This window comes from Bradyrhizobium sp. SRS-191, assembly GCF_024586915.1.
Classification (GTDB): domain Bacteria; phylum Pseudomonadota; class Alphaproteobacteria; order Rhizobiales; family Xanthobacteraceae; genus Bradyrhizobium.
Map to the genome: position 1 here is coordinate 124,831 of NZ_JANBVS010000002.1, position 19,316 is coordinate 144,146.

The window sequence follows — 19,316 nt, forward strand, 5'->3', positions numbered from 1 at the left end:
AATGAGCAGGTTCTGGCACGACGCCGTCGAGTTCTTTCCGATCCTGCTCAACGGCGTGGTGCTGACGATCGTCGTCACCCTGGGATCGCTGCTGCTCTCCACGGTGCTGGGCCTGGTCTGGGCGATGATGCGGGTGTCCGGCATCCGCGTCCTCTCGGGCGTGAGCGCCGGCCTGATCAATTTGATCCGCGGCATCCCGATCATCGTGCTGCTGTTCTATCTGTACTTCGTGATGCCCGATCTCGGCGTCACTCTGTCAGCGCTGCAGGCGGCCATCCTCGGCCTCGGCATCGCCTATTCGGCCTATCAGGCCGAGAACTTCCGCGCCGGCATGGAGGCCATCGACAAGGGGCAGATCGAGGCCGCGCAATCGATCGGCATGGGCTGGTGGATGACGATGCGCCGCGTGGTGCTGCCGCAGGCGGTGCGCATCGTGCTGCCGCCCTACGGCAACGTCATGATCATGATGCTGAAGGATTCCTCGCAGGCCTCCACCATCACGGTCGCCGAGCTGGCGCTGCAGGGCAAGCTGATCGCATCCTCGACCTTCAAGAACTCCAGCGTCTTCACGCTGGTCGCGCTGATGTATCTCACCATGAGCGTGCCGCTGATCCTGCTGGTCAGGCACTTCGAGAAGCGAGCGGCGCGGAGATGATCGAGCTCGTCGACGTCCACAAGAGTTTTGGCAAGGTCGAGGTGCTGAAGGGCATCACGGCCTCGGTCGAGAAGGGCGAGGTGGTCTGCATCATCGGCCCGTCAGGCTCCGGCAAGTCGACCATCCTCCGCTGCATCAACGGGCTGGAAAACTACGATCGCGGCACGATCAGCGTCGAGGGGCTGCGCGTGGACCGCGCTGCGCCGTCGATCGTGGCGATCCGCACCCAGGTCTCCATGGTGTTCCAGCGCTTCAACCTGTTCCCGCATCGCACCGCGCTCGACAATGTCATCGAAGGGCCGCTGTACGTGAAGAAGGAGCCGCGCGCGGCGACGCTGGAGCGCGGCCGGGCGCTGCTCGCCCAGGTCGGGCTGGCCGACAAGGCCGACATGCATCCGCCGCAGCTCTCCGGCGGTCAGCAGCAGCGTGTCGCGATCGCCCGCGCGCTGGCGATGCAGCCCAAGGCGATCCTGTTCGACGAGCCGACCTCGGCGCTCGACCCGGAGCTGGTCGGCGACGTGCTCGGCGTGATGCGCAAGCTTGCCGATGACGGCATGACCATGGTCGTTGTCACCCATGAGATCGGCTTTGCCCGCGAGGTCGCCGACCGCGTGCTGTTCATCGACTGCGGCGTCATCGTTGAGCAGGGGCCCGCGAAGGCGATGCTCAATCAACCGCAGCACCCGCGCACGCAGGACTTCCTGCGCCGCGTGCTGCATCCGATGTGATGTTCGAAAGATCCGCCATGACGACTCCTGATCGCCTTCCGCTGCCGCCATCGGTCTATGCCGTGACGGCGGTTGAGCCTGTGGCGACCCCACCGCTCGACGTCGACCGCAGCGTCTCGGTCGCGATCATCGGCGGCGGCTTCACCGGCCTGTCGACGGCGCTGCATCTGGCGGAGCAGGGCACCGACTGCGTCGTGCTCGAGGCGCAGGAGCCCGGCTGGGGCGCCTCCGGCAACAATGGCGGCCACACCAATCCCGGCATGAAGCATGATCCGGATCAGATCGAGGCCGATTTCGGCGCCGAGCTCGGCCGTCGCATGATCGACTTCGCCTATGGCACGACAAACTTCACCCACGACCTGATCCGCCGCTACCAGATCCCCTGCGAGGCGCGGCAGCAGGGCACGCTGCGAGCCGCCTATCATCCCGCGAGCGCCACGGCGATCGAGCGCACCGCCGAGCAGTGCATCCGCCGCGGCATGCCGGTTGAGCTGTACGACCGCGCAAAGCTGCGCGAGGTCACCGGCAGCGACCGATATGTCTGTGCGATGTTCGACGCGCGCGGCGGCGACCTGCATCCGCTGAACTACGCGCGCGGGCTGGCGCGGGCGGCGGTCTCGGCCGGCGCCGCCGTCCATGGCGACACGCCGGCGCTGTCCTTGCGCCGCGATGGCGCGCGCTGGCGGATCGAGACGCCGCGCGCGGTGGTGCATGCCGACAAGGTGCTGATCGCCACCAACGGCTTCACCGGCGATCTCTGGCCGGAGCTGCGCCAGACCGTGATCCCGGTGTTCTCCTCGATCGCCGCGACGGCGCCGCTGCCCGACGACATCGTGCGCGCGATCATGCCGACGCGCTCGGTGCTGTATGAGAGCGGCCACATCACCGTCTACTACCGTATCGACCAGAACAACCGCCTGCTGATGGGCGGCCGCGGGCCGATGCGCTGGATCAATTCGCCGGGCGACGTCGCCTATCTCATGCGCTATGCCGAGCAGCTCTGGCCGCAGCTCAAGGGCGTCGCCTGGACCCATGGCTGGAACAGCCGGCTCGCCATCACCAAGGACCACTATCCGCATGTGCACGAGCCGGCCGAGAGTGTGCTGATCTCGCTCGGCTGCAACGGCCGCGGCGTCGCGCTGTCCACGGCGATGGGCGCGCAACTGGCGCGCCGGCTGATCGGCGGCACGACTGCCGAGATCGACATGCCCGTCACCGGCATCACGCCGATCCCGCTGCATGCCCTCTGGCCCATCGCCGTGACCAGCGCCGTCATCGCCGGCCGGGTGCGCGACCGGCTGGGGCTCTGACGGCTTCGCCAGCCGTGACGATGCCGCCGGGCGCTCGCAGCAGGCTCAGGCCGGCTGCGCGCCAGGCCACAGGATCTCGATGTGCTCGTTGTTGAAATGCGGATCGTCGTCGGCGCCTCTGCGCCAGCACGTCATGCCGTCCGGCAGCGTGTTCATCCGGATGTCCTGACCGTCCGGCACCAATCCTCCCAACGCGAGCAGGTCGATGAACCGGTTGATGAGGTCGAAGACGGCGTCCCGGTGCTCGGCGCGGACCCGGTGGATGCTGAGGTCCGGACGGCCGAACTTGCGCATGCCCCTGGTGTGGATCCACTCGGTGCCGTCGGCTTCCTGTGAGATCAGGGTGATGACGTGCTGCCGTGGCGTGCAATGGCCGACGTTGAAAATGCGTGCGCGCCATTCCGGCGGGGTCCACCATTTCAGGATCAGCGGGTCGTAGATCGCGACCCCGCCGGCATCGAGGCAGAAGGTCAGCAGGCCGACCATGTCGCGAAGATAGCCCAATGTCGGGGGATCGCTCACCTCGCCTCTGATGACGAGGCAAAAGTCCTGTGCCGCGACCACGGCCGCCAGATCCGGGTCCTCGGTCGTGAGCCTGGTCCAGGCATGGCCGGTCCGGAAGCGCGTGACCACCGTGGGATTGGCTTCCGGGCCGAAGGCCAGCAGGTCGAAGCCCTCAGGGACGCCGCGCGAACGATAGATGCTCCGGGACAGCGGCCGATCGATGTCCACCCAGCCATAGACGATGTACATCAGGCAGGGATTCCTGCCTCCGGCGGCGAAGTAGGGGCGGGGCCAGTCGATGAGGGGGAGGGGGGCGTTCATCCGCCTGGCTCCGACGATTGCCGAGACCCGACCTCACGGGTTGGCGATATCCAGATTCGAATGGCGGGCGCGACGGCCTGGCCGCCCCGTGTCGGAGCTCCCGGCAACAACAGCGACAGAATCGGGATCGGACGCACGGCTGGCTCTCCGACGGCGGCACAACGAAGACGGGCCACGCCAATGGCGTAGTCCGCTGATCGTTGGCGACAGCGAAGGCGGAAATGAGATCAATTTCGATTCTCAGACGACCGCTGGCGTCTTTCGGCTTGCGGCATGATCTGGGCGTCGGACACAACCGGCGCGGATGGGGTCAGGGGTGGCCGACCTGGCTGTCGGGCCAAACGATCTCGATGTGCTCGTTGTTGAAATCGGGATCGTCGCTGCTGCCCTTGCGCCAGCAGGTCATCCCGGCCGGCAAGGCGTGCATCCGGATCTCCTGACCGTCAGGGACCCGTCCGCCCGAAGCGAGCAGCTCGATGAAGCGATTGATGAGCTCGACAATGGCCGTGCGATGCTCTGCGCGGACCCGGTGCACGCTGATGTCCGGGCGTCCAAACTTGCGCAGGCCGCGCGTGTGATACCATTCGGTGCCATCGGCATCCTCGGAGACCAGCGTGACGACGTGCTCATGCAGCGCCGACTGGCCGCTATCAAACGCTCGCGCGCGCCACTCCGACGGACGCCACCATTTGAACATCTGTGGGTCGTAAATGGCGACGCCGCCGGCATCGAGGCAAAAAGTCAGCAGACCACTGACGTCGCGAAAGTAGTTCAGCGTCGGCGGATCGTCGACCTCGCCTCGAATGACCAGACAGGAATCCTGCGCCGCAATCTGTGCCGCGAGCTCGGGGTCTGTGCTGATAAGACGGTCCCAGAGGAAGCCGCTCCGAAAGCCGCTCACGACATCAGGATGAACGGTCGGGCTGTAGCCCATGAGCTCGACTCCCTCCGGGATCCCTTCCGTCCGGTAGGCGATGCGGGACAGCGGCTGCGCGAAATCGACTCTGCCGAAGACCACATAAAATAGAAAGGGATTGTTGCCACCGGCAGCGAATTGCGGTCGCGGCCAGTCAGCCAAGGGCAAGCTCGTCTCGTTCTCCATGCCTCGTCACCCCGCGTATCCGGTTGTGCACCTCACTCCTTCTTCAGGAACACGTAATCCGCCGCGTAGGCCACGCTGCGAAACTGTCCGGCGGTCTCGCAGGCGCCTTCCAGCTTGCCGCCCGCCGTATTGATCCGCTGCACCGTGGTCACGTCCGACAGCACGCCCTGGCCACCGCGGTGGGAGACGACGGTGAGCTTCAGCCAGGGGATGTCGGCCTCGGTGGCGCCGATGGCGGTCCCCACGACGCGGCCGGTCACGATCGAGCCGTCCTGGTGCTCCCAATTCGGTCCGGCGTAGTGCCGGCCGACGGTCTTGCCATCCGCGGACAAAGTGGCGATCGGCTCGCGGAACGCCCAGGCGAGCTTGCCGTCCTTGTCCGTCTTGCATTCGTAGACCTGCGCGCCCTCGGCATGCAGTGTCAGCACCGGCTTCTCGCCGGCGGCCACCAGAGCGTCGGGGATCGTGGTCTCGGCGGCATGAGCCGGGATGGTCAGGGCGCCCAGCAGCACCAGCGACAAGGTCGGGATCACGCGCATGGTCTAGTCCTCAGGTGACAGCGGAAAATGAAACGGGCCACGCTTGTGGCGCGGCCCGTTGATAGGTGACGTCAGCGAAAGGCGAAAGTGGGGAAACTTACGCCGCCATCGCCTTGGTCAGGTTCTCGGCGATCTTGTCGAGGAACCCGGTGGTGGACAGCCAGCGCTGGTCGGCGCCGACCAGCAGCGCGAGGTCCTTGGTCATGTAGCCGGCCTCGACGGTGTCGACGCAGACCTTCTCCAGGGTCGAGGCGAACTTTGCCAGCTCGGCATTGTTGTCGAGCTTGGCGCGGTGCGACAGGCCACGGGTCCAGGCGAAGATCGAGGCGATCGAGTTGGTCGAGGTCTCCTTGCCCTTCTGGTGCTCGCGGTAGTGGCGGGTCACCGTGCCGTGGGCGGCCTCAGCCTCCATTGTCTGGCCGTCCGGGGTCATCAGCACCGAGGTCATCAGGCCGAGCGAGCCGTAGCCCTGCGCCACGGTGTCGGACTGCACGTCGCCGTCATAGTTCTTACAGGCCCAGACGTAACCGCCCGACCACTTCAGCGCCGCGGCGACCATGTCGTCGATCAGGCGGTGCTCGTAGGTGATCTTCTTGGCCTCGAACTTGTCCTTGAACTCCTTCTCATACACCTCCTGGAAGATGTCCTTGAAGCGGCCGTCATAGACCTTCAAAATCGTGTTTTTGGTCGAGAGATAGACCGAATAGTTCTTGGAGAGGCCCATGTTGAGCGAGGCGCGGGCGAAGTCGTAGATCGACTCGTCGAGGTTGTACATCTCCATGGCGATGCCCGGGCCGGGCGCCTTGAAGACTTCCTTCTCGATCACGGTGCCGTCGTCACCGACGAACTTCATCGTCAGCACGCCCTTGCCGGGGAACTTGAAGTCGGTGGCGCGGTACTGGTCGCCATAGGCGTGGCGGCCGATGATGATCGGCTTGGTCCAGCCGGGGACGAGCCGCGGCACGTTCTTGCAGATGATCGGCTCGCGGAACACAACGCCGCCAAGGATGTTGCGGATGGTGCCGTTCGGCGACTTCCACATCTCCTTGAGGCCGAATTCCTTCACCCGGGCTTCGTCGGGGGTGATGGTCGCGCACTTGACGCCGACGCCGACCTTCTTGATCGCGTTGGCCGCATCGATCGTGATCTGGTCGTTGGTCTTGTCGCGGCTCTCCATCCCCAGGTCGTAATACTGCAGCTCGATGTCAAGGAACGGGTTGATCAGCTTGTCCTTGATGTACTGCCAGATGATCCGGGTCATCTCGTCGCCGTCGAGCTCGACGACCGGGTTGGTCACCTTGATTTTTGCCATGATCGATGGGGCCTTCTTGGAAACAGCGCGCCAGGAATGGAAAGCGCTTGTGAAATCAAGCGCGTCATAGCACTGCTGCACCGCATGCGGAAGCGCACCCGGTAGGCTCACGGTGCTGATTTTCGCAGCCCGCTCATGCGGTGGGCAAAGCCGGCAAGGCGACGGCCTGCGATTTCGAGCAAACTGCAAATTTCTTGGCTAAGCCGATTATTTTGCTTGAGAATTCTGGCCAGCCGGGCCAACGGAGCGGGCAGGGCGCCGCAGCGGCGCTTCATCTGACATGGAAGTTGAGGATCGACCGGTGTCGGGCACCGACAAGACCAAGGCAGGAATGGAGATCGCCGGCCCAGTGGTGATCCTTGTCGAGCCGCAGCTCGGCGAGAACATCGGCATGGCTGCGCGCGCCATGGGCAACTTTGCGCTGACCGAGCTGCGCCTGGTGAACCCGCGCGACGGCTGGCCGAACATCGCGGCCGAGCGGGCAGCCGCCGGCGCCGATCACATCATCGACCATGTCCGCCTCTTCGACACGCTGCCGGAGGCGATCGCCGATCTCGACCTGGTGTTCGCCACCACCGCGCGCTCCCACGACCAGGCCAAGCCGGTGATGGGCCCGGAGGGGGCGGCGCGGGAGATGCAGGGCCAGATCGCCGCCGGCGGCCGGGCCGGCATCCTGTTCGGCCGCGAGCGGGCCGGCCTCACCAACGAGGAGGTCGCCCGGGCCAACCGCATCATCACGTACCCGGTCAATCCGGGCTTCGCCTCGCTCAACCTCGCCCAGGCCGTGCTGCTGATGGGCTATGAATGGTTCAAGCTGGTCACCTCGGGCTCGCTGCCGTTCGAGATGCCCGAGCGCTCCGAGCGCGCCAGCCAGGGGCAGATGGAGGCCTTCTTCGAGAACCTCGTGCGCGAGCTCGACCGGGTCGAATTTCTGCGGCCTGCCGAGAAGCGCGAGACCATGCTGGTCAATCTGCGCAACATCTTCTTCCGCATGGAGCCGAGCCGGCAGGACATTCATACGTTGCACGGCATCGTCATGGCGATCGCCGAGGGGCGCAAGGGGCCGGCCAAGGGCGGCGTGCTCGACAGCGAACAGGCGATGCGCTTGCGGGCGCTGATCGCGGAGCAGGGCACAATCGCCAACCTGCCGGATTCCCGCGGCTCGCTGCGTGGGCTGGCGCGGCTGCTCCGCCGCAACCCGACCGATGCCGAGCGCGCGCTGTGGCATGCGCTGTCGCGCGACCGGCGCTTCGCCGGCCAGTTCAAGCGCCAGACCCCGGTCGGCCGCCACATCCCGGATTTCGTCTCCTTCATCCACCGCCTTGCGATCGAGCTGGTGGGGACCGACGAGAGCGAAGGCGTGGTCGCAGACCGTGCGCAGCGCCGGGCTTGGCTGGAGAGCCGCGACTACCGCGTCACCGAGGTGAGGACGGCGGATGTCGAGGCGGATCTGGAAGCCGAGCTGGTCAGGCTGCAGGCGCTGATTGCGCAGACGAAGTAGCGATCGCGCAGCTCGATCCGCTCGACGGCGAACGCTGCGTTTGTCGTCCCATCGTCTTGTGCCGCTAACGGCTTGCAATCTCACAACGCCGACGGCGAGGTGCCGTTCAATGCAGCCGAGTCCGCGATCCCGTTTACACCGGCTGAACGATGATTCCCGAATGCAATTGCCGATTGTGGTCCACCCCGCCGGCATCGGTAACATCAGTGCACCACAACGATAACAGGGGGACACACATGGCGATGCGACGATGGTGCCTGCTCGCAGGTCAGGCGCTGATCATCGGTTTGATCTTCAACTCATCAGTGACAGCGGCACCGGCAGACGCGGCGCGCTGCACGAGCGGGGCCGACGCCCAGGCGCGCATTGCCGGCTGCACTCTCGTGATGGAGCAGAGAAGGCCGGCGCCCCCGCAGGTGATCAAAGCTCATCTGGCGCGCGCCAGCGCGCAGTTTCACCGCGGCGATCTGGACCATGCGATCGATGACTACAAGTGGGTGATCGCGCATGTCTCGGCCGATCCTCTCGCTGCCTACAATCGCGCACCTGACTTACGCGCAGGGGAGCCTCTGTCACTCTCCAGCGCCGAGCCGGTGCTTGGACGCGACAGCGACCGCGCCCGAGCCTATCGCGGGCTGGGAATTGCGAGCTTTCAGGCCGGCCTCCTGGAGCAATCTCAGCATGAGTTCAAACAGCTCACCGCGATGGATCCAGGCAATGCCGATGCGGCCTTGTGGCTCGATCTAGCCCGCCGGCGTGCCGGACAGGCCAGCGAACTCGCCAACGAGGCTAAGCGTCTCGACATGCGCAAATGGCCGGCTCCGCTGGTCCGTCTCTTCCTTGGGCGAGAAACGGTCGACGGCGTGCTCGCGGCGGCCGACCGCAGCGGCCCGGCTCTGCGCGGCATACGGCGCTGCGAGGCAAGCTTCTTCGCCGGCGAGCTGATGCTGCAGCAAAGCCGTGACGCTGAGGCTGTCAGGTTGATCGACAAGGCACTCGCCGAATGCCCGGTCGGATCGGACATGCGATCGGTCGCCAGCGCGGAGGGGCGCGTTCTCAGCGTGATCCCGTAATCCCAAAGCGGCGAACTCCTCCGGGAAGCGTTCGCCGCTGCGGACAACCCGCCGGTCTTCAAGAAGCGTGGGCAGATCTGCGAGGTCAATTCCCATGCAGGCGAGCTCGCACTCGCGCAGCATGAACCAGCCAAGGGCATCAGTTTTGCTCGAGGCCGCAGCTCAGGATTGCCCCAAGAGCTATCTCGCAAGAGCTATCTTGAATGGCTCGTCGCTCAGGCCGAGCTCCGAGCGCTCGACGCCAAGCGGTGACACGACCCTGCGCGACTGAGGAGCCGCGCGGATGCCGGCACGTGGTGCCCGTACGACTACGGCCTTCGCATCATTTGTCGTCGATCCGTAAATCCCTACCGACCGAACGGCCGTGGGATACAGCTGATCGAGACAAATTTCTAAAATTTGAACGGATCGCGCAGCTTTGCCGCAACGGCTGATGCGAACGATGGCGGGCCGGTCGCACATGCGATCAGGACCAGTCACATCGTTCACGGAGAGCCTCGACCAATGCCGATCCAGCCGCAGGGCCTACGCAAGCCGCAGACCGACCGGAACAGCGACCAGACCGGATTCTTCGAGAACGACAGCTGGTTCACATCCGACCTCGCCCCGTTGTGGCTGCCGAACCAGGCCCCTGCGGCCCCCGCAGCGCCCGCGGCTCCGCCGGCAGCAGCAACGGCGGATACGTCGGCAGCCATCGCGATCTACGGCAATTTCTGCAGCGTCGCTGCGACCGTGACCACGACGCCCGGCACGACCTCGGGCGTGAGCTCGACGACGTCGACCTCGACGGTTGCGGCAACGTCCACGACCAAGACCCCCGCGCCGGCCTGGGTGAATACCCTCACCAACGCCCAGATCAAGGCCGACATGACGGCCGCGATCACCAATGGCACGGTCACCTATGCCGGCCTGCTGAAGATCTTCACCGATATCGATGCGACGCTCGCCGCGACCAAGACCAAGCTGAGCGCGAGCCAGTTTGCCGATCTCAAGACGATCGCCGCCAATCTCAACAACGGCGTATCGACCTCGAGCTATCTCACCTACATCACCCAGGCGTTCGTCAACGGCAATGCCGCGAACGCGACCTGGACCGGCGGCGCGGCGAGCTCGGTTGCGCTCGGCAATCTCGCTAGCGGCTCGACCGAGCTGCAATTCGCCGAGCTGATCGGCAAGTGGTTCCTCGGCACCGACCTGCCGTCGTCGAAGGTGATCCTCGGCAGCACGCAATTCTCGGTGTCCTATTCGAACTCGACCAAGCCGCTGTTCTCCGCCGCCGGCGCCAGCATGAACGACATCAACCAGGGCTATCTGGGTGATTGCTACCTGCTCGCCGGGCTCGCCGAGGTCGCCTACAAGGAGCAGTCGGTGATCTCCTCGATGTTCACGACCAACGGCAACGGCAGCTATGGCGTGCGCTTCTACGTCAATGGCACGGCGCGCTACGTGACCGTCAACAGCGCGCTTGCCAATGGCGGCAACATCTTCAACAATGGCGGCGCTGCGATCTGGGCGAGTCTCGCCGAAAAGGGCTATGCCGAGCTGCAGGCCAGCGGCGTCTACACCGGCAACTCCATCAACTACGGCAATTCCTACACCACGATCGGCAATGGCGGCGCGCCCGAGATCGCGCTGGAGGCGATCACCGGCGCGACCCAGATCACCGACTTCCGCGCCATGGGCGGCTCCTGGGGCAAGGTGGTCTACAATTCGTCGTTCGGCGTGACGAACTATACCACGGGCAATTCGACGTCGGGCGTGCTGTCGACCATCGCGGCCAGTCTCGCGGCCGGCGACGACGTCATCCTCTCGTCCTACACCAACGCCAAGGATGCGACCGGCAAGACGACGCTGGTCGCCAACCACGCGATGTCGATCTACGGCTACAACAGCGCCAACTGCATGCTGCAGATCCGCAATCCCTGGGGCTCGGCGGCCGGCCAGTACTGGCAGACCACCTTCGAGGTCAGCCTCGCGACCCTGCTCGCCGCCGGCGACACCATCACGATCGACAATGTCGGCGACGCCAAGAAGCTGGCGGCGGCAACGATCACCACGTCATCGGGACTGAAGCTGACGTCCGATGTCAACGACCTCGCGGGCGCGGCCTCCGGCTTCGTCCAGGCGATCGCATCGCTGACCGATGGCGGTGCGTCGAACGTGGCGTTCACGCAGGGCCTGGCCTCGCAGCAGCATACGCTGGCAATGCCGCTGGCGGCGTGATCCCGCGTTCCAGCGACTGAGAATGGACCGCCCCCGCGCAGCGGGGGCGGTCGTGTCGTATCAGCCGATTCCTGCTGCATCCATACCCACCGTCATTCCGGGGCAAGGCCGCAGGCCTTGAGCCGGGAATGACGAGGCAAGCCGCGACTGACCCGCATGTTGTGACGCGGATCGTGGAGTGCCCCGGATGCGGCCGGCAACGCCGTACGTCACCTGTTAATCATCCGATTTAACGCCATGCGAACGCAGGTCCCGGAGGGTGTCGGCGGGGACGTCGGACCAAGAGGCGGGATCGATCGATGCAGGCGTGTACGGATCAGGGCGCATGGGCGCTGGCGCTGTCGCTGCATTTGCTCGGCATCGTCGCCGATCCCGGCCGCATCCAGCACGAGGCCGGCCGCAGCGATGCGCTCACGATCGATGATCTCCTGCGCGCCACAGCGCGCTTTCCGGTCAAGGCCAAGCTCGTCACGTCCAAGGCCGCGCGGCTGAAGAGCACGCCGCTGCCGACGGTCGCCGTGCTCAAGGATGGCGGCTTCGCCGTGATCGGCAAGGTCACCGAGACCGGCGTCCTCGTTCAAGGGCTGAACGATTCGGGGCCGCGTCTCCTGACCTTTGCTGAATTCGACGCGATCTGGTCCGGTCAGCTGATCCTGATCGCCAAGCGCGCGGAGCTGTCCGACACGGCGCGGCGGTTCAATTTGGGCTGGTTCGTCGCGGCGATCGGAAAATATCGCCGCATCCTGATCGAGGTGCTGCTGGCCTCGTTCGTGATCCAGCTGTTCGGCCTGGCGACCCCGATGATCTTCCAGGTCGTGATCGACAAGGTGCTGGTGCATCGCGGCCTGTCGACGCTGGAGGTGATGGTCGCGGGCCTCGCGCTGATCGCGCTGTTCGAGGCGGTGCTGTCGGGCCTGCGCACCTACCTGTTCACCCATACGTCGAACCGCATCGACGTCGAGCTCGGCGCGCGGCTGTTCCGGCACCTGATGCGGTTGCCGCTGGCCTATTTCGAGAGCCGCCGCGTCGGCGACAGCGTCGCGCGCGTGCGCGAGCTGGAGACGATCCGGCAGTTCATCACCTCATCCTCGATCACGCTGGTGCTCGATCTCGCCTTCGCCGCGGTCTTCATCGGCGTGATGTTTCTCTACAGCGCCACGCTGGCCTGGATCGTCTGCGCCACGCTGCCGGTTTATGCGCTGCTGTCGCTCGCAACGACGCCGGCATTCCGGACGCGACTGGACGAGAAATTCCGCCGCGGCGCCGAGAACCAGGCGTTCCTGGTCGAGAGCGTCACCGGGGTCGAGACCATCAAGGCGATGGCGGTCGAGCCGCTGATGCAGCGGCGCTGGGAGGAGCAGCTCGCGAGCTATGTCGGCGCCTCGTTCTCGGCCTCGCAGATCGGCAATTGGGCGAGCCAGGCCGCGAGCCTGCTGAACAAGGGCGTCGGCGCGCTGACGCTGTTCGTGGGCGCAGGCCTCGTGATCGCCAACAAGATGACGGTCGGCGAGCTCGTCGCCTTCAACATGCTCGCAAACCAGGTCTCCGGCCCGGTGCTGCGGCTGGTGCAGGTCTGGCAGGATTTCCACCAGGTGCGGCTGTCGGTCGAGCGGCTCGGCGACATCCTCAACACGCCGGTGGAGGCGCAGAGTGGCGGCGCCGAGCAGAACCTTCCGCCGGTCGAAGGCGCCATCGAGTTCGAGCGCGTGACCTTTCGTTACGGCCTCAACACCCAGCCGGTGCTGCGCGAGGTGTCGCTCAGTATCGGGGCAGGGCAGGTGGTCGGCATCGTCGGACCGTCCGGGTCCGGCAAGAGCACGATCGCCAAGCTGGCGCAGCGGCTGTACCAGCCGGAAGCAGGACGCGTGCTGGTCGACGGCGTGGACACCGCCGTGCTCGATCCGTCCTGGCTGCGGCGGCAGATCGGCGTGGTGCTGCAGGAGAACGTGCTGTTCAACCGCTCGGTGCGCGACAACATCGCGCTCGCCGATCCCGCGCTGCCGATGGAGCGGATCGTCGAGGCCGCGAGGCTCGCCGGCGCGCATGAGTTCATCTGCCGGATGCCGCAGGGCTATGACACGGTCATCGGCGAGCGCGGCGTGTCGCTGTCCGGCGGCCAGCGCCAGCGTATCGCGATCGCGCGCGCGCTGGTCGGCGATCCCCGCATCCTGATTTTCGACGAGGCGACGTCGGCGCTCGACTACGAGTCCGAGAGCATCATCCAGGCCAACATGCGCGACATCGTGCGCGGCCGCACCGTGCTGATCATCGCGCACCGGCTGTCGACGGTGCGCCATGCCGACCGCATCCTGACGATCGAGAGCGGCGTGATCGTCGAGGACGGCACGCATGAGCAATTGGTAGCCGGCGGCGGCCGCTATGCCACGCTGCACCGGATCCAGTCCGCAGGCCGTTGAGGAGAAGGCGATGAGTACACCTGCTGGCCTTCTGCGTGGCTTTTCGTTCGGCGGCACGACGTCGGAGCGCGAGTTCCTTCCCGCCGCGCTGGAGATCACGCAGACGCCGCCCAATCCGCTCGGACGCATCACGGCGCTGGCGCTGTGCACCGTCACCTTTGCGGCGCTCGGCTGGGCCGTTTTCGGCAAGGTCGACATCGTCGCGGTCGCCAGCGGCAAGGTGATCTCGCATACCCGCACACAGGTGGTGCAGCCGTTCGAGACCGCGAGCGTGAAGGCGGTGCTGGTGCAGCCCGGCCAGCGCGTAAGCGCGGGTGATCCGCTGATCGAGCTCGACAAGACCGCTGTCACCGCCGAGGCTGATCGCGCCCGCAGCGATCTGATCGCGAGCCTGCTCGACGAGGTCCGGCTGGCGGCGTTCCTCGATGGCGTCGCGAACGGACCGTTCGATCTGGTGGTCGGCGCCGAGCCGCTGGACCGCGCTCGCGCGCAGGCGCAACTCACGGCACAGCTGGCGATGCGCGCCAGCCAGCTGGCGGCGCTGGCGCAGGAGCGAGCGCAGCACATTGCCGAGCGCGAGGCGCTGCAGCAGACGGTGGCCAAATACGAGCAGACGCTGCCGATGGTGACGCAGCGCGCCGACATCCGCACCAAGGCGAGCGAGATCGGCAACGCTTCGATCATCGCCCGGCTGGAGAGCCAACAGCTGCTGGTCGAGACCCGCTCCGAGCTGGAGATCAACAAGGCCAAGATCATCGCGTTGGATGCCACCGTCGCAGGACTCGATCAGAAGATCGCGGCGACCGAGGCCGACATGCGCGACAAGGCGATGCGTGACCTCGCCACCGCGCGCGAGCGCGCCCGCGCGGCCGGAGAGGCGCTGACCAAGGCCACCCGCCGCGCCGAGCTGCAGACCTTGCGCGCGCCGATCGACGGTACGGTGCAGCAGATGCACGTCGCCGCCGCCGGCGCGGTCGTGACACCGGCGCAGCAGCTGTTGTCCGTGGTGCCCGACGACGACAGGATCGAGGTCGAGGCGGTGGTGGAGAACCGCGACGTCGGCTTCGTCGAAGCCGGGCAGCGCGTCGAGCTCAAGGTCGACGCCTTCCCGTTCACGCGTTACGGCCTGCTCGGCGGCAAGGTGACCTCGGTCGATCGCGACGCCGAGGCCGCGCCCGTCAATCCCCAGGGCGTGCAAGGTGCCGAGCGGCAGGCCGACCAGACCGACCGCGTCGAGGCCAGCGAGCGGCTGCGCTACATGGTGCACATCGCGCTCGACCGAGCGACGCTCGACGTCGACGGCCGGATGGCAACGCTCGTGCCGGGCATGTCGGTGAAGGCGGAGATTCTCACCGGCAAGCGCCGCATCGTCGACTTCCTGCTGGCGCCGCTGCGCGAGCATGTTCACGACGCCATGCGCGAGCGCTGATCGACCGGCATGCTTAACGTGCTCCCGCGCATTTGAGCAAAAACGTAACCTCAAATCCGTACGCGAACGCTTACGGAACGCTCGCGTTCGGACGGTATGTTTCGCGCATTCGCTTTCCTCATTGCGGTGTTGTGGCTTCTCATCATGAACGAGACAAAATCGGTATTGCGCGAGCTGGAAGACGCGATTGCGCGGGGCACGGCCGACAGCCGCGAGCGCGCGCTGTGGCACGCGACCGACCTGCTGCTCGCCGGCCGCTATTGCGAGGAGGAGATCGCGACGTTCGGCGAGGTGATCAACCGGCTCGCCGACGAGATCGAGGTCGAGGCCCGCGCCAAGCTCGCCGACCGTCTCGCCAAGATCGAATATTCGCCGGCCAGCGTCATCCGCAAGCTCGCCTTCGATGACGAGATCTGGGTCGCCGGTCCGGTGCTGCGCGAGTCCGAACGCCTCGACGACGCTGCGCTGGTCGAGAATGCCAGCACCAAGAGCCAAGCCCATCTGCTCGCCATCGCCGAGCGCAAGACGCTGAGCCCGGAGGTGACGGACGTGCTGGCGCGGCGCGGTGACCGCGATGTCGCGACCGCAGTGGCGCGCAATCACGGCGCGCAGTTCTCCGGCGCCGGCTTCCTGCACATGGTGAAACGCGCCGAGAACGACTCCATCCTGGCCGAGCATCTCGGCCGTCGGCTCGACATCCCGCGCCACCTGTTCCAGCAATTGATCGCCAAGGCGTCCGACGAGGTCGGCAAGCGGCTGGCGAGCGAGCGCCCTGAGCTGCTCGGCGAGATCGAGAGCTCGGTCGCCAACATCGCCGGCGATCTGCAATCGAAATTCGGGCCCGGCTCGCGCAACTACTTCGTCGCCAAGCGCACCGTGACGATCCAGCACCGCCTCGGCAATCTGCACGAGAGCACCATTGCCGGCTATGCGACGTCGCACAAGGTCGACGAGGTGACGATCGGTCTGTCGCTGCTCTCGGGACTGCCGGTCGACGTGGTCGATCGGGCGCTGTTCGATCGCAATCGCGAGATGCTGTTGATGCTGGCGAAGGCGCTCGGCTTCAGCTGGGACACGATGATGGCATTGGCCTTCCTCGGCGCCCGCGAGCATCGGATCACCGCGGGCGAACTGGACGAGCTGGAGCGGAGCTACGTCCGGCTGCAGACGCAGACTTCGCGGAGCGTCCTCGAATTCTACCAGTCGCGCAAGAATGCCGGGAAGGCTGGCGGCACACACGCGCCGCGCGCGGTAGCGCATTGAGTGTCAGCGAGAAGAGGTGAGCGCGGATGATCGGCATGGGACGTCATCTCCACGCCGCGCAGCGGCGGGGCAGCCGACACGCCGCGGTGGACCGCGCCGCCGTCGATGCCGCCTGGCACGTTCTCGAAGCCGCCAATGAGCTCGGCGACGAAACCACCGTCGCCGCCTGCCGCCGCATCATCGACGCGAGCCTCAATGGGGCGGGGGCCGACGAGGCCGACCTGCAGCGAGTGGCAGACTATTTCCGCTAGGTCTGTTGGCGCCTAGGTCGCGCAGTCGGCTCAAACCGCCGCAAGCTGCGGATCCGCCTTGCTGCCGCGCTTGCCGGCTTTCCCCTTCGCCGGCTCGAACAGGGCGCTCGCCGCGATGCCGGCCGTATCAGCGACCTCCGGATTGCGCGACACCATGGCGGCGACGATCGCGCCGTCGATCAGCAGCGCCAGCTGATGCGCAAAACTCTCCGGCTCCGCCGCGCCCATCTCGCGCGCCAGCTTCTCGATATGCGCCAGCACCACCTTCTTATGGCGCAGCGCGATGGTGCGGAACTGCTTCTGATCCTTGTCGTGCTCGCCGACCGCGTTGATGAAGGGGCAGCCGTAGAAGCGCTCCTCGCTGAACCAGCTCTTCAGCGCCGGGAAGATGCGCGTGAGCTTGGTCTCGGCGTCGCCGCCGCCGCTTTCCATCGCAGCGATGAACCATTCCCGCCACTGCTTGCCCTCGCTTTCGAGCACGGCGGTGACGAGCGCGGTCTTCGAACCGAATAGTTTGTACAGCGTCGTCTTTGCGGTGCCGGCCTCGCTGATGATCGCGTCGATGCCGGTGGCGTTGATGCCGTTCTTGCAGAACAGGTGCGTCGCCGCGCCGAGCAGGCGGCCGCGCGCCGACTCGTCGTCACCAGCGGCGATCGGTCGCGCGAGCGCCTTCTTGGCTGACGGTTTGCCCGCGGCGGACTTGATCTCTTTCTTGCCCATGCGCGCAAGCTTAATCGCGGTGCGCGTGAGTCAGCAAGACCGCTGATGCGTATGAGGCAGCGGTGCGCTCAATTTCATCGCCGAGAGCAGCACTCTGCATCGCACGTGGGCAGGCGAGGGGAGGCCAAATCCCGCCTTCTTCTTCTAAGCCGCGAAGATCATTCCGCCTTTTGATTTCCTGGGTCCCTGGCACGCTTCGTGCAGGAAACAGACCGTTCGGTATCCTCGATCCCAGGGAGAGAAATGAGATGACCGCTGTGGTTCAGAAGACGGCCCTCACGGGCTGCCTCGCACCCATCGACAAAAACGGGCTCGAACAGCTCATCATCAACGGCAAGGCCAACCCCAAGGTCATCAAGACCCTGAAGTGCAAGACCGTCGCGGAGGGCAAGTTCCGCCACGCCAACTACATCCGCAACCTCGCTCCTTATATCGTCGACGAGCCGCCGGGCCTGCTCGGCGACGACACCGCGCCGAACCCGTCGGAGGCCTCGCTCGCCGCGCTCGGTTCGTGCCTGGCGGTCGGCCTGCACGCCAATGCCGTGCATCGCGGCTGGATCGTCAACAAGCTCGAGCTGGAGCTCGAGGGCGACCTCAACATCACCGCGGTCTGGGGCACGGGCGACGTCTCCGAGAAGCCGGTCGGCTTCACCGATGTGCGCGTCAAGGTCGACATGGAGTGCGAGGGCATTTCGAAGGACGAGGTCCAGGCGCTGATCGATCACGTCAAGAAGTGGTCGCCGGTCGCCAACACCTTCACGCGCCCCGTCAATCTTGAGGTCGGACTCTGATCTGACCACGACGCGCAGCGGAGGGCTTCATCATGGGTTCACTCGGACAGCATCTGGCGGTCGATGGGGCGGGCGTGATGCCTGTCGCGTCGACCGTGGAGCAGGTGGCGGCGATTGCGCGCAACGAGCTTGCGCCGCTCGCCTCTGGCATCGACGCCGGCACGGTGTACCCGGCTGACGTGCTCCGCCGCTTCGGCGAAGTCGGCGCGTGGAGCAGCCATGTGCCGGAGGATGGCGCAGCCGATCTCAACTGCGCCATCGACTCGATTGCCGCGATCGGCGAGGTCTGCGGCGCCTCGGCCTTCATGGCGTGGTGCCAGAACACGCTGGTCTGGTACATCGCCAACTCCGGCAACACGGCGCTGGTCGATCGTCTGCTCGACGATGCGTCGAGTGGCCGGCTGCTCGGCGGCACCGGGCTCTCGAATCCGATGAAGAGCTTCTTCGGCATCGAGAAGCTCAAGCTCAAGGGGCGCAAGGTCGAGGGCGGCTACGTCGTGCGCGGCGTGCTGCCCTGGGTCTCCAATCTCGGGCCGGACCACATGTTCGGCACGATCTTCGAGCGCGAGGATGCGCCCGGCGAGATCGTCATGTTCGTCGCCGATTGCGCTGATCCGGCGGTGACGCTGTCGACGTGCCAGCCGTTCCTCGCCATGGATGGCACCGGCACCTACGGCATCCAGTTCCGTGACCTGTTCGTCCCGGACGAGCTGATCCTGGCCGATCCCGCGGGTCCCTTCGTCAAGAAGATCCGGGCCGGCTTCATCCTGCTGCAGGCCGGCATGGCGCTCGGCCTGATCAAGGACTGCATCAAGATCATGCAGGAGGTCGCGACGCCGCTCGGCCACGTCAATCGCTATCTGCCGCAACAGCCGGTCGATTTCAGCGCGCTTGCCGACGAACTCGCTCGGGAGACGGCCGAGCTCGCCCGCGATCCCTACAACACGGACGAGACCTACTGGCGCAAGGTCGTCGCGCTGCGCTTGCGCGCAGGCGAAGCCAGCGTCGCAGCGGCTCACGCCGCGATGCTCCATTGCGGAGCGCGCGGCTACATCAAGGGCAATCGCGCCGAACGTCGCCTGCGCGAGGCCTATTTCGTCGCGATCGTCACCCCCGCGACCAAGCAGCTCCGCAAGATGCTCGCCGACGGCTGACGCCGGCGAGAACGGCAAACAAC

At 66.0% G+C, this 19,316-nt stretch carries 17 protein-coding genes; 12 read left to right on the top strand and 5 right to left on the bottom strand.

From position 1 onward, the window contains the following. Nucleotide 1: 1 nt before the first annotated feature. From NLR35_RS04375 to NLR35_RS04385, 3 genes are read left to right on the top strand one after another with little or no spacing between them, the layout of a single operon-like run. Nucleotides 2-655, top strand: coding sequence for an amino acid ABC transporter permease (locus NLR35_RS04375; RefSeq protein ID WP_257165341.1), 654 nt, complete (start codon nt 2-4; stop codon nt 653-655). After that, nucleotides 652-1,383, top strand: a complete 732-nt coding sequence (locus tag NLR35_RS04380; RefSeq protein ID WP_257165342.1) for an amino acid ABC transporter ATP-binding protein — start codon at nt 652-654, stop codon at nt 1,381-1,383. The genes NLR35_RS04375 and NLR35_RS04380 overlap by 4 nt, the downstream gene beginning before the upstream one ends. A gap of 17 nt (nt 1,384-1,400) precedes the next feature. After that, complete coding sequence (locus NLR35_RS04385) at nt 1,401-2,693, top strand: FAD-binding oxidoreductase (RefSeq protein WP_257165343.1); 1,293 nt, start codon at nt 1,401-1,403, stop codon at nt 2,691-2,693. Nucleotides 2,694-2,738: 45 nt separating this feature from the next. On the opposite strand, the gene NLR35_RS04390 is transcribed toward NLR35_RS04385, so the two are convergent. The 4 genes from NLR35_RS04390 to NLR35_RS04405 all read right to left on the bottom strand — a co-directional run bounded on the left by NLR35_RS04390 (nt 2,739) and on the right by NLR35_RS04405 (nt 6,471). Beyond that, nucleotides 2,739-3,518 (bottom strand): hypothetical protein, encoded by a 780-nt coding sequence (locus tag NLR35_RS04390; protein ID WP_257165344.1) that lies wholly within the window; start codon nt 3,516-3,518, stop codon nt 2,739-2,741. 310 nt (nt 3,519-3,828) lie between these two features. Further along, nucleotides 3,829-4,620 carry a hypothetical protein gene (locus NLR35_RS04395; RefSeq protein ID WP_257165345.1) on the bottom strand — a complete coding sequence of 264 codons (792 nt, stop codon included), beginning with the start codon at nt 4,618-4,620 and terminating at the stop codon, nt 3,829-3,831. A 32-nt stretch (nt 4,621-4,652) separates the two neighbouring features. After that, a complete protein-coding gene (locus NLR35_RS04400) occupies nt 4,653-5,159 on the bottom strand; it encodes a DUF3455 domain-containing protein (protein WP_257165346.1) in 507 nt (168 codons plus the stop codon). A gap of 97 nt (nt 5,160-5,256) precedes the next feature. Further along, entirely contained in the window at nt 5,257-6,471 is a 1,215-nt protein-coding gene (locus tag NLR35_RS04405; protein WP_257165347.1) for an NADP-dependent isocitrate dehydrogenase, read from the bottom strand. A 301-nt stretch (nt 6,472-6,772) separates the two neighbouring features. Here NLR35_RS04405 and NLR35_RS04410 point away from each other — a divergent pair, with 301 nt between their 5' ends. The 7 genes from NLR35_RS04410 to NLR35_RS04440 all read left to right on the top strand — a co-directional run bounded on the left by NLR35_RS04410 (nt 6,773) and on the right by NLR35_RS04440 (nt 16,628). After that, nucleotides 6,773-7,972: a TrmJ/YjtD family RNA methyltransferase gene (locus NLR35_RS04410; protein ID WP_257165348.1), complete on the top strand. Its 1,200-nt coding sequence runs from the start codon at nt 6,773-6,775 to the stop codon at nt 7,970-7,972. A 149-nt stretch (nt 7,973-8,121) separates the two neighbouring features. Next, nucleotides 8,122-9,045: a hypothetical protein gene (locus NLR35_RS04415; protein ID WP_257165349.1), complete on the top strand. Its 924-nt coding sequence runs from the start codon at nt 8,122-8,124 to the stop codon at nt 9,043-9,045. Between the two features lie 504 nt (nt 9,046-9,549). Further along, entirely contained in the window at nt 9,550-11,268 is a 1,719-nt protein-coding gene (locus tag NLR35_RS04420; protein WP_257165350.1) for a C2 family cysteine protease, read from the top strand. Between the two features lie 299 nt (nt 11,269-11,567). Beyond that, nucleotides 11,568-13,685 (top strand): type I secretion system permease/ATPase, encoded by a 2,118-nt coding sequence (locus NLR35_RS04425; protein ID WP_257165351.1) that lies wholly within the window; start codon nt 11,568-11,570, stop codon nt 13,683-13,685. 10 nt (nt 13,686-13,695) lie between these two features. Further along, nucleotides 13,696-15,114 carry an HlyD family type I secretion periplasmic adaptor subunit gene (locus tag NLR35_RS04430; RefSeq protein ID WP_257165352.1) on the top strand — a complete coding sequence of 473 codons (1,419 nt, stop codon included), beginning with the start codon at nt 13,696-13,698 and terminating at the stop codon, nt 15,112-15,114. Nucleotides 15,115-15,258: 144 nt separating this feature from the next. Continuing rightward, entirely contained in the window at nt 15,259-16,377 is a 1,119-nt protein-coding gene (locus NLR35_RS04435) for a DUF2336 domain-containing protein (RefSeq protein ID WP_257165353.1), read from the top strand. A 26-nt stretch (nt 16,378-16,403) separates the two neighbouring features. Next, entirely contained in the window at nt 16,404-16,628 is a 225-nt protein-coding gene (locus NLR35_RS04440) for a hypothetical protein (protein WP_257165354.1), read from the top strand. Between the two features lie 30 nt (nt 16,629-16,658). Here the strand turns inward: NLR35_RS04440 and NLR35_RS04445 are convergent, their stop codons facing one another. Continuing rightward, the gene (locus NLR35_RS04445) at nt 16,659-17,348 is read right to left on the bottom strand and encodes a TetR/AcrR family transcriptional regulator (RefSeq protein WP_257165355.1); all 690 of its coding nucleotides are present in this window, start codon (nt 17,346-17,348) and stop codon (nt 16,659-16,661) included. A 248-nt stretch (nt 17,349-17,596) separates the two neighbouring features. Here NLR35_RS04445 and NLR35_RS04450 point away from each other — a divergent pair, with 248 nt between their 5' ends. After that, nucleotides 17,597-18,139 carry an OsmC family protein gene (locus NLR35_RS04450; RefSeq protein ID WP_257165356.1) on the top strand — a complete coding sequence of 181 codons (543 nt, stop codon included), beginning with the start codon at nt 17,597-17,599 and terminating at the stop codon, nt 18,137-18,139. 32 nt (nt 18,140-18,171) lie between these two features. Continuing rightward, entirely contained in the window at nt 18,172-19,293 is a 1,122-nt protein-coding gene (locus NLR35_RS04455; RefSeq protein ID WP_257165357.1) for an acyl-CoA dehydrogenase family protein, read from the top strand. Nucleotides 19,294-19,316 lie beyond the last annotated feature (23 nt).

Excerpts from the sequence above, each read along its gene's own strand:
- NLR35_RS04450 (WP_257165356.1), top strand. The coding sequence starts at position 17,597 with ATGACCGCTGTGGTTCAGAAGACGGCCCTCACGGGCTGCCTCGCACCC.
- NLR35_RS04430 (WP_257165352.1), top strand. The coding sequence starts at position 13,696 with ATGAGTACACCTGCTGGCCTTCTGCGTGGCTTTTCGTTCGGCGGCACG.
- NLR35_RS04395 (WP_257165345.1), bottom strand. The coding sequence starts at position 4,620 with ATGGAGAACGAGACGAGCTTGCCCTTGGCTGACTGGCCGCGACCGCAA.
- NLR35_RS04390 (WP_257165344.1), bottom strand. The coding sequence starts at position 3,518 with ATGAACGCCCCCCTCCCCCTCATCGACTGGCCCCGCCCCTACTTCGCC.
- NLR35_RS04415 (WP_257165349.1), top strand. The coding sequence starts at position 8,122 with ATGATTCCCGAATGCAATTGCCGATTGTGGTCCACCCCGCCGGCATCG.
- NLR35_RS04420 (WP_257165350.1), top strand. The coding sequence starts at position 9,550 with ATGCCGATCCAGCCGCAGGGCCTACGCAAGCCGCAGACCGACCGGAAC.
- NLR35_RS04400 (WP_257165346.1), bottom strand. The coding sequence starts at position 5,159 with ATGCGCGTGATCCCGACCTTGTCGCTGGTGCTGCTGGGCGCCCTGACC.
- NLR35_RS04455 (WP_257165357.1), top strand. The coding sequence starts at position 18,172 with ATGGGTTCACTCGGACAGCATCTGGCGGTCGATGGGGCGGGCGTGATG.
- NLR35_RS04405 (WP_257165347.1), bottom strand. The coding sequence starts at position 6,471 with ATGGCAAAAATCAAGGTGACCAACCCGGTCGTCGAGCTCGACGGCGAC.
- NLR35_RS04435 (WP_257165353.1), top strand. The coding sequence starts at position 15,259 with ATGAACGAGACAAAATCGGTATTGCGCGAGCTGGAAGACGCGATTGCG.
- NLR35_RS04440 (WP_257165354.1), top strand. The coding sequence starts at position 16,404 with ATGATCGGCATGGGACGTCATCTCCACGCCGCGCAGCGGCGGGGCAGC.
- NLR35_RS04425 (WP_257165351.1), top strand. The coding sequence starts at position 11,568 with ATGCAGGCGTGTACGGATCAGGGCGCATGGGCGCTGGCGCTGTCGCTG.
- NLR35_RS04445 (WP_257165355.1), bottom strand. The coding sequence starts at position 17,348 with ATGGGCAAGAAAGAGATCAAGTCCGCCGCGGGCAAACCGTCAGCCAAG.
- NLR35_RS04380 (WP_257165342.1), top strand. The coding sequence starts at position 652 with ATGATCGAGCTCGTCGACGTCCACAAGAGTTTTGGCAAGGTCGAGGTG.
- NLR35_RS04375 (WP_257165341.1), top strand. The coding sequence starts at position 2 with ATGAGCAGGTTCTGGCACGACGCCGTCGAGTTCTTTCCGATCCTGCTC.
- NLR35_RS04385 (WP_257165343.1), top strand. The coding sequence starts at position 1,401 with ATGACGACTCCTGATCGCCTTCCGCTGCCGCCATCGGTCTATGCCGTG.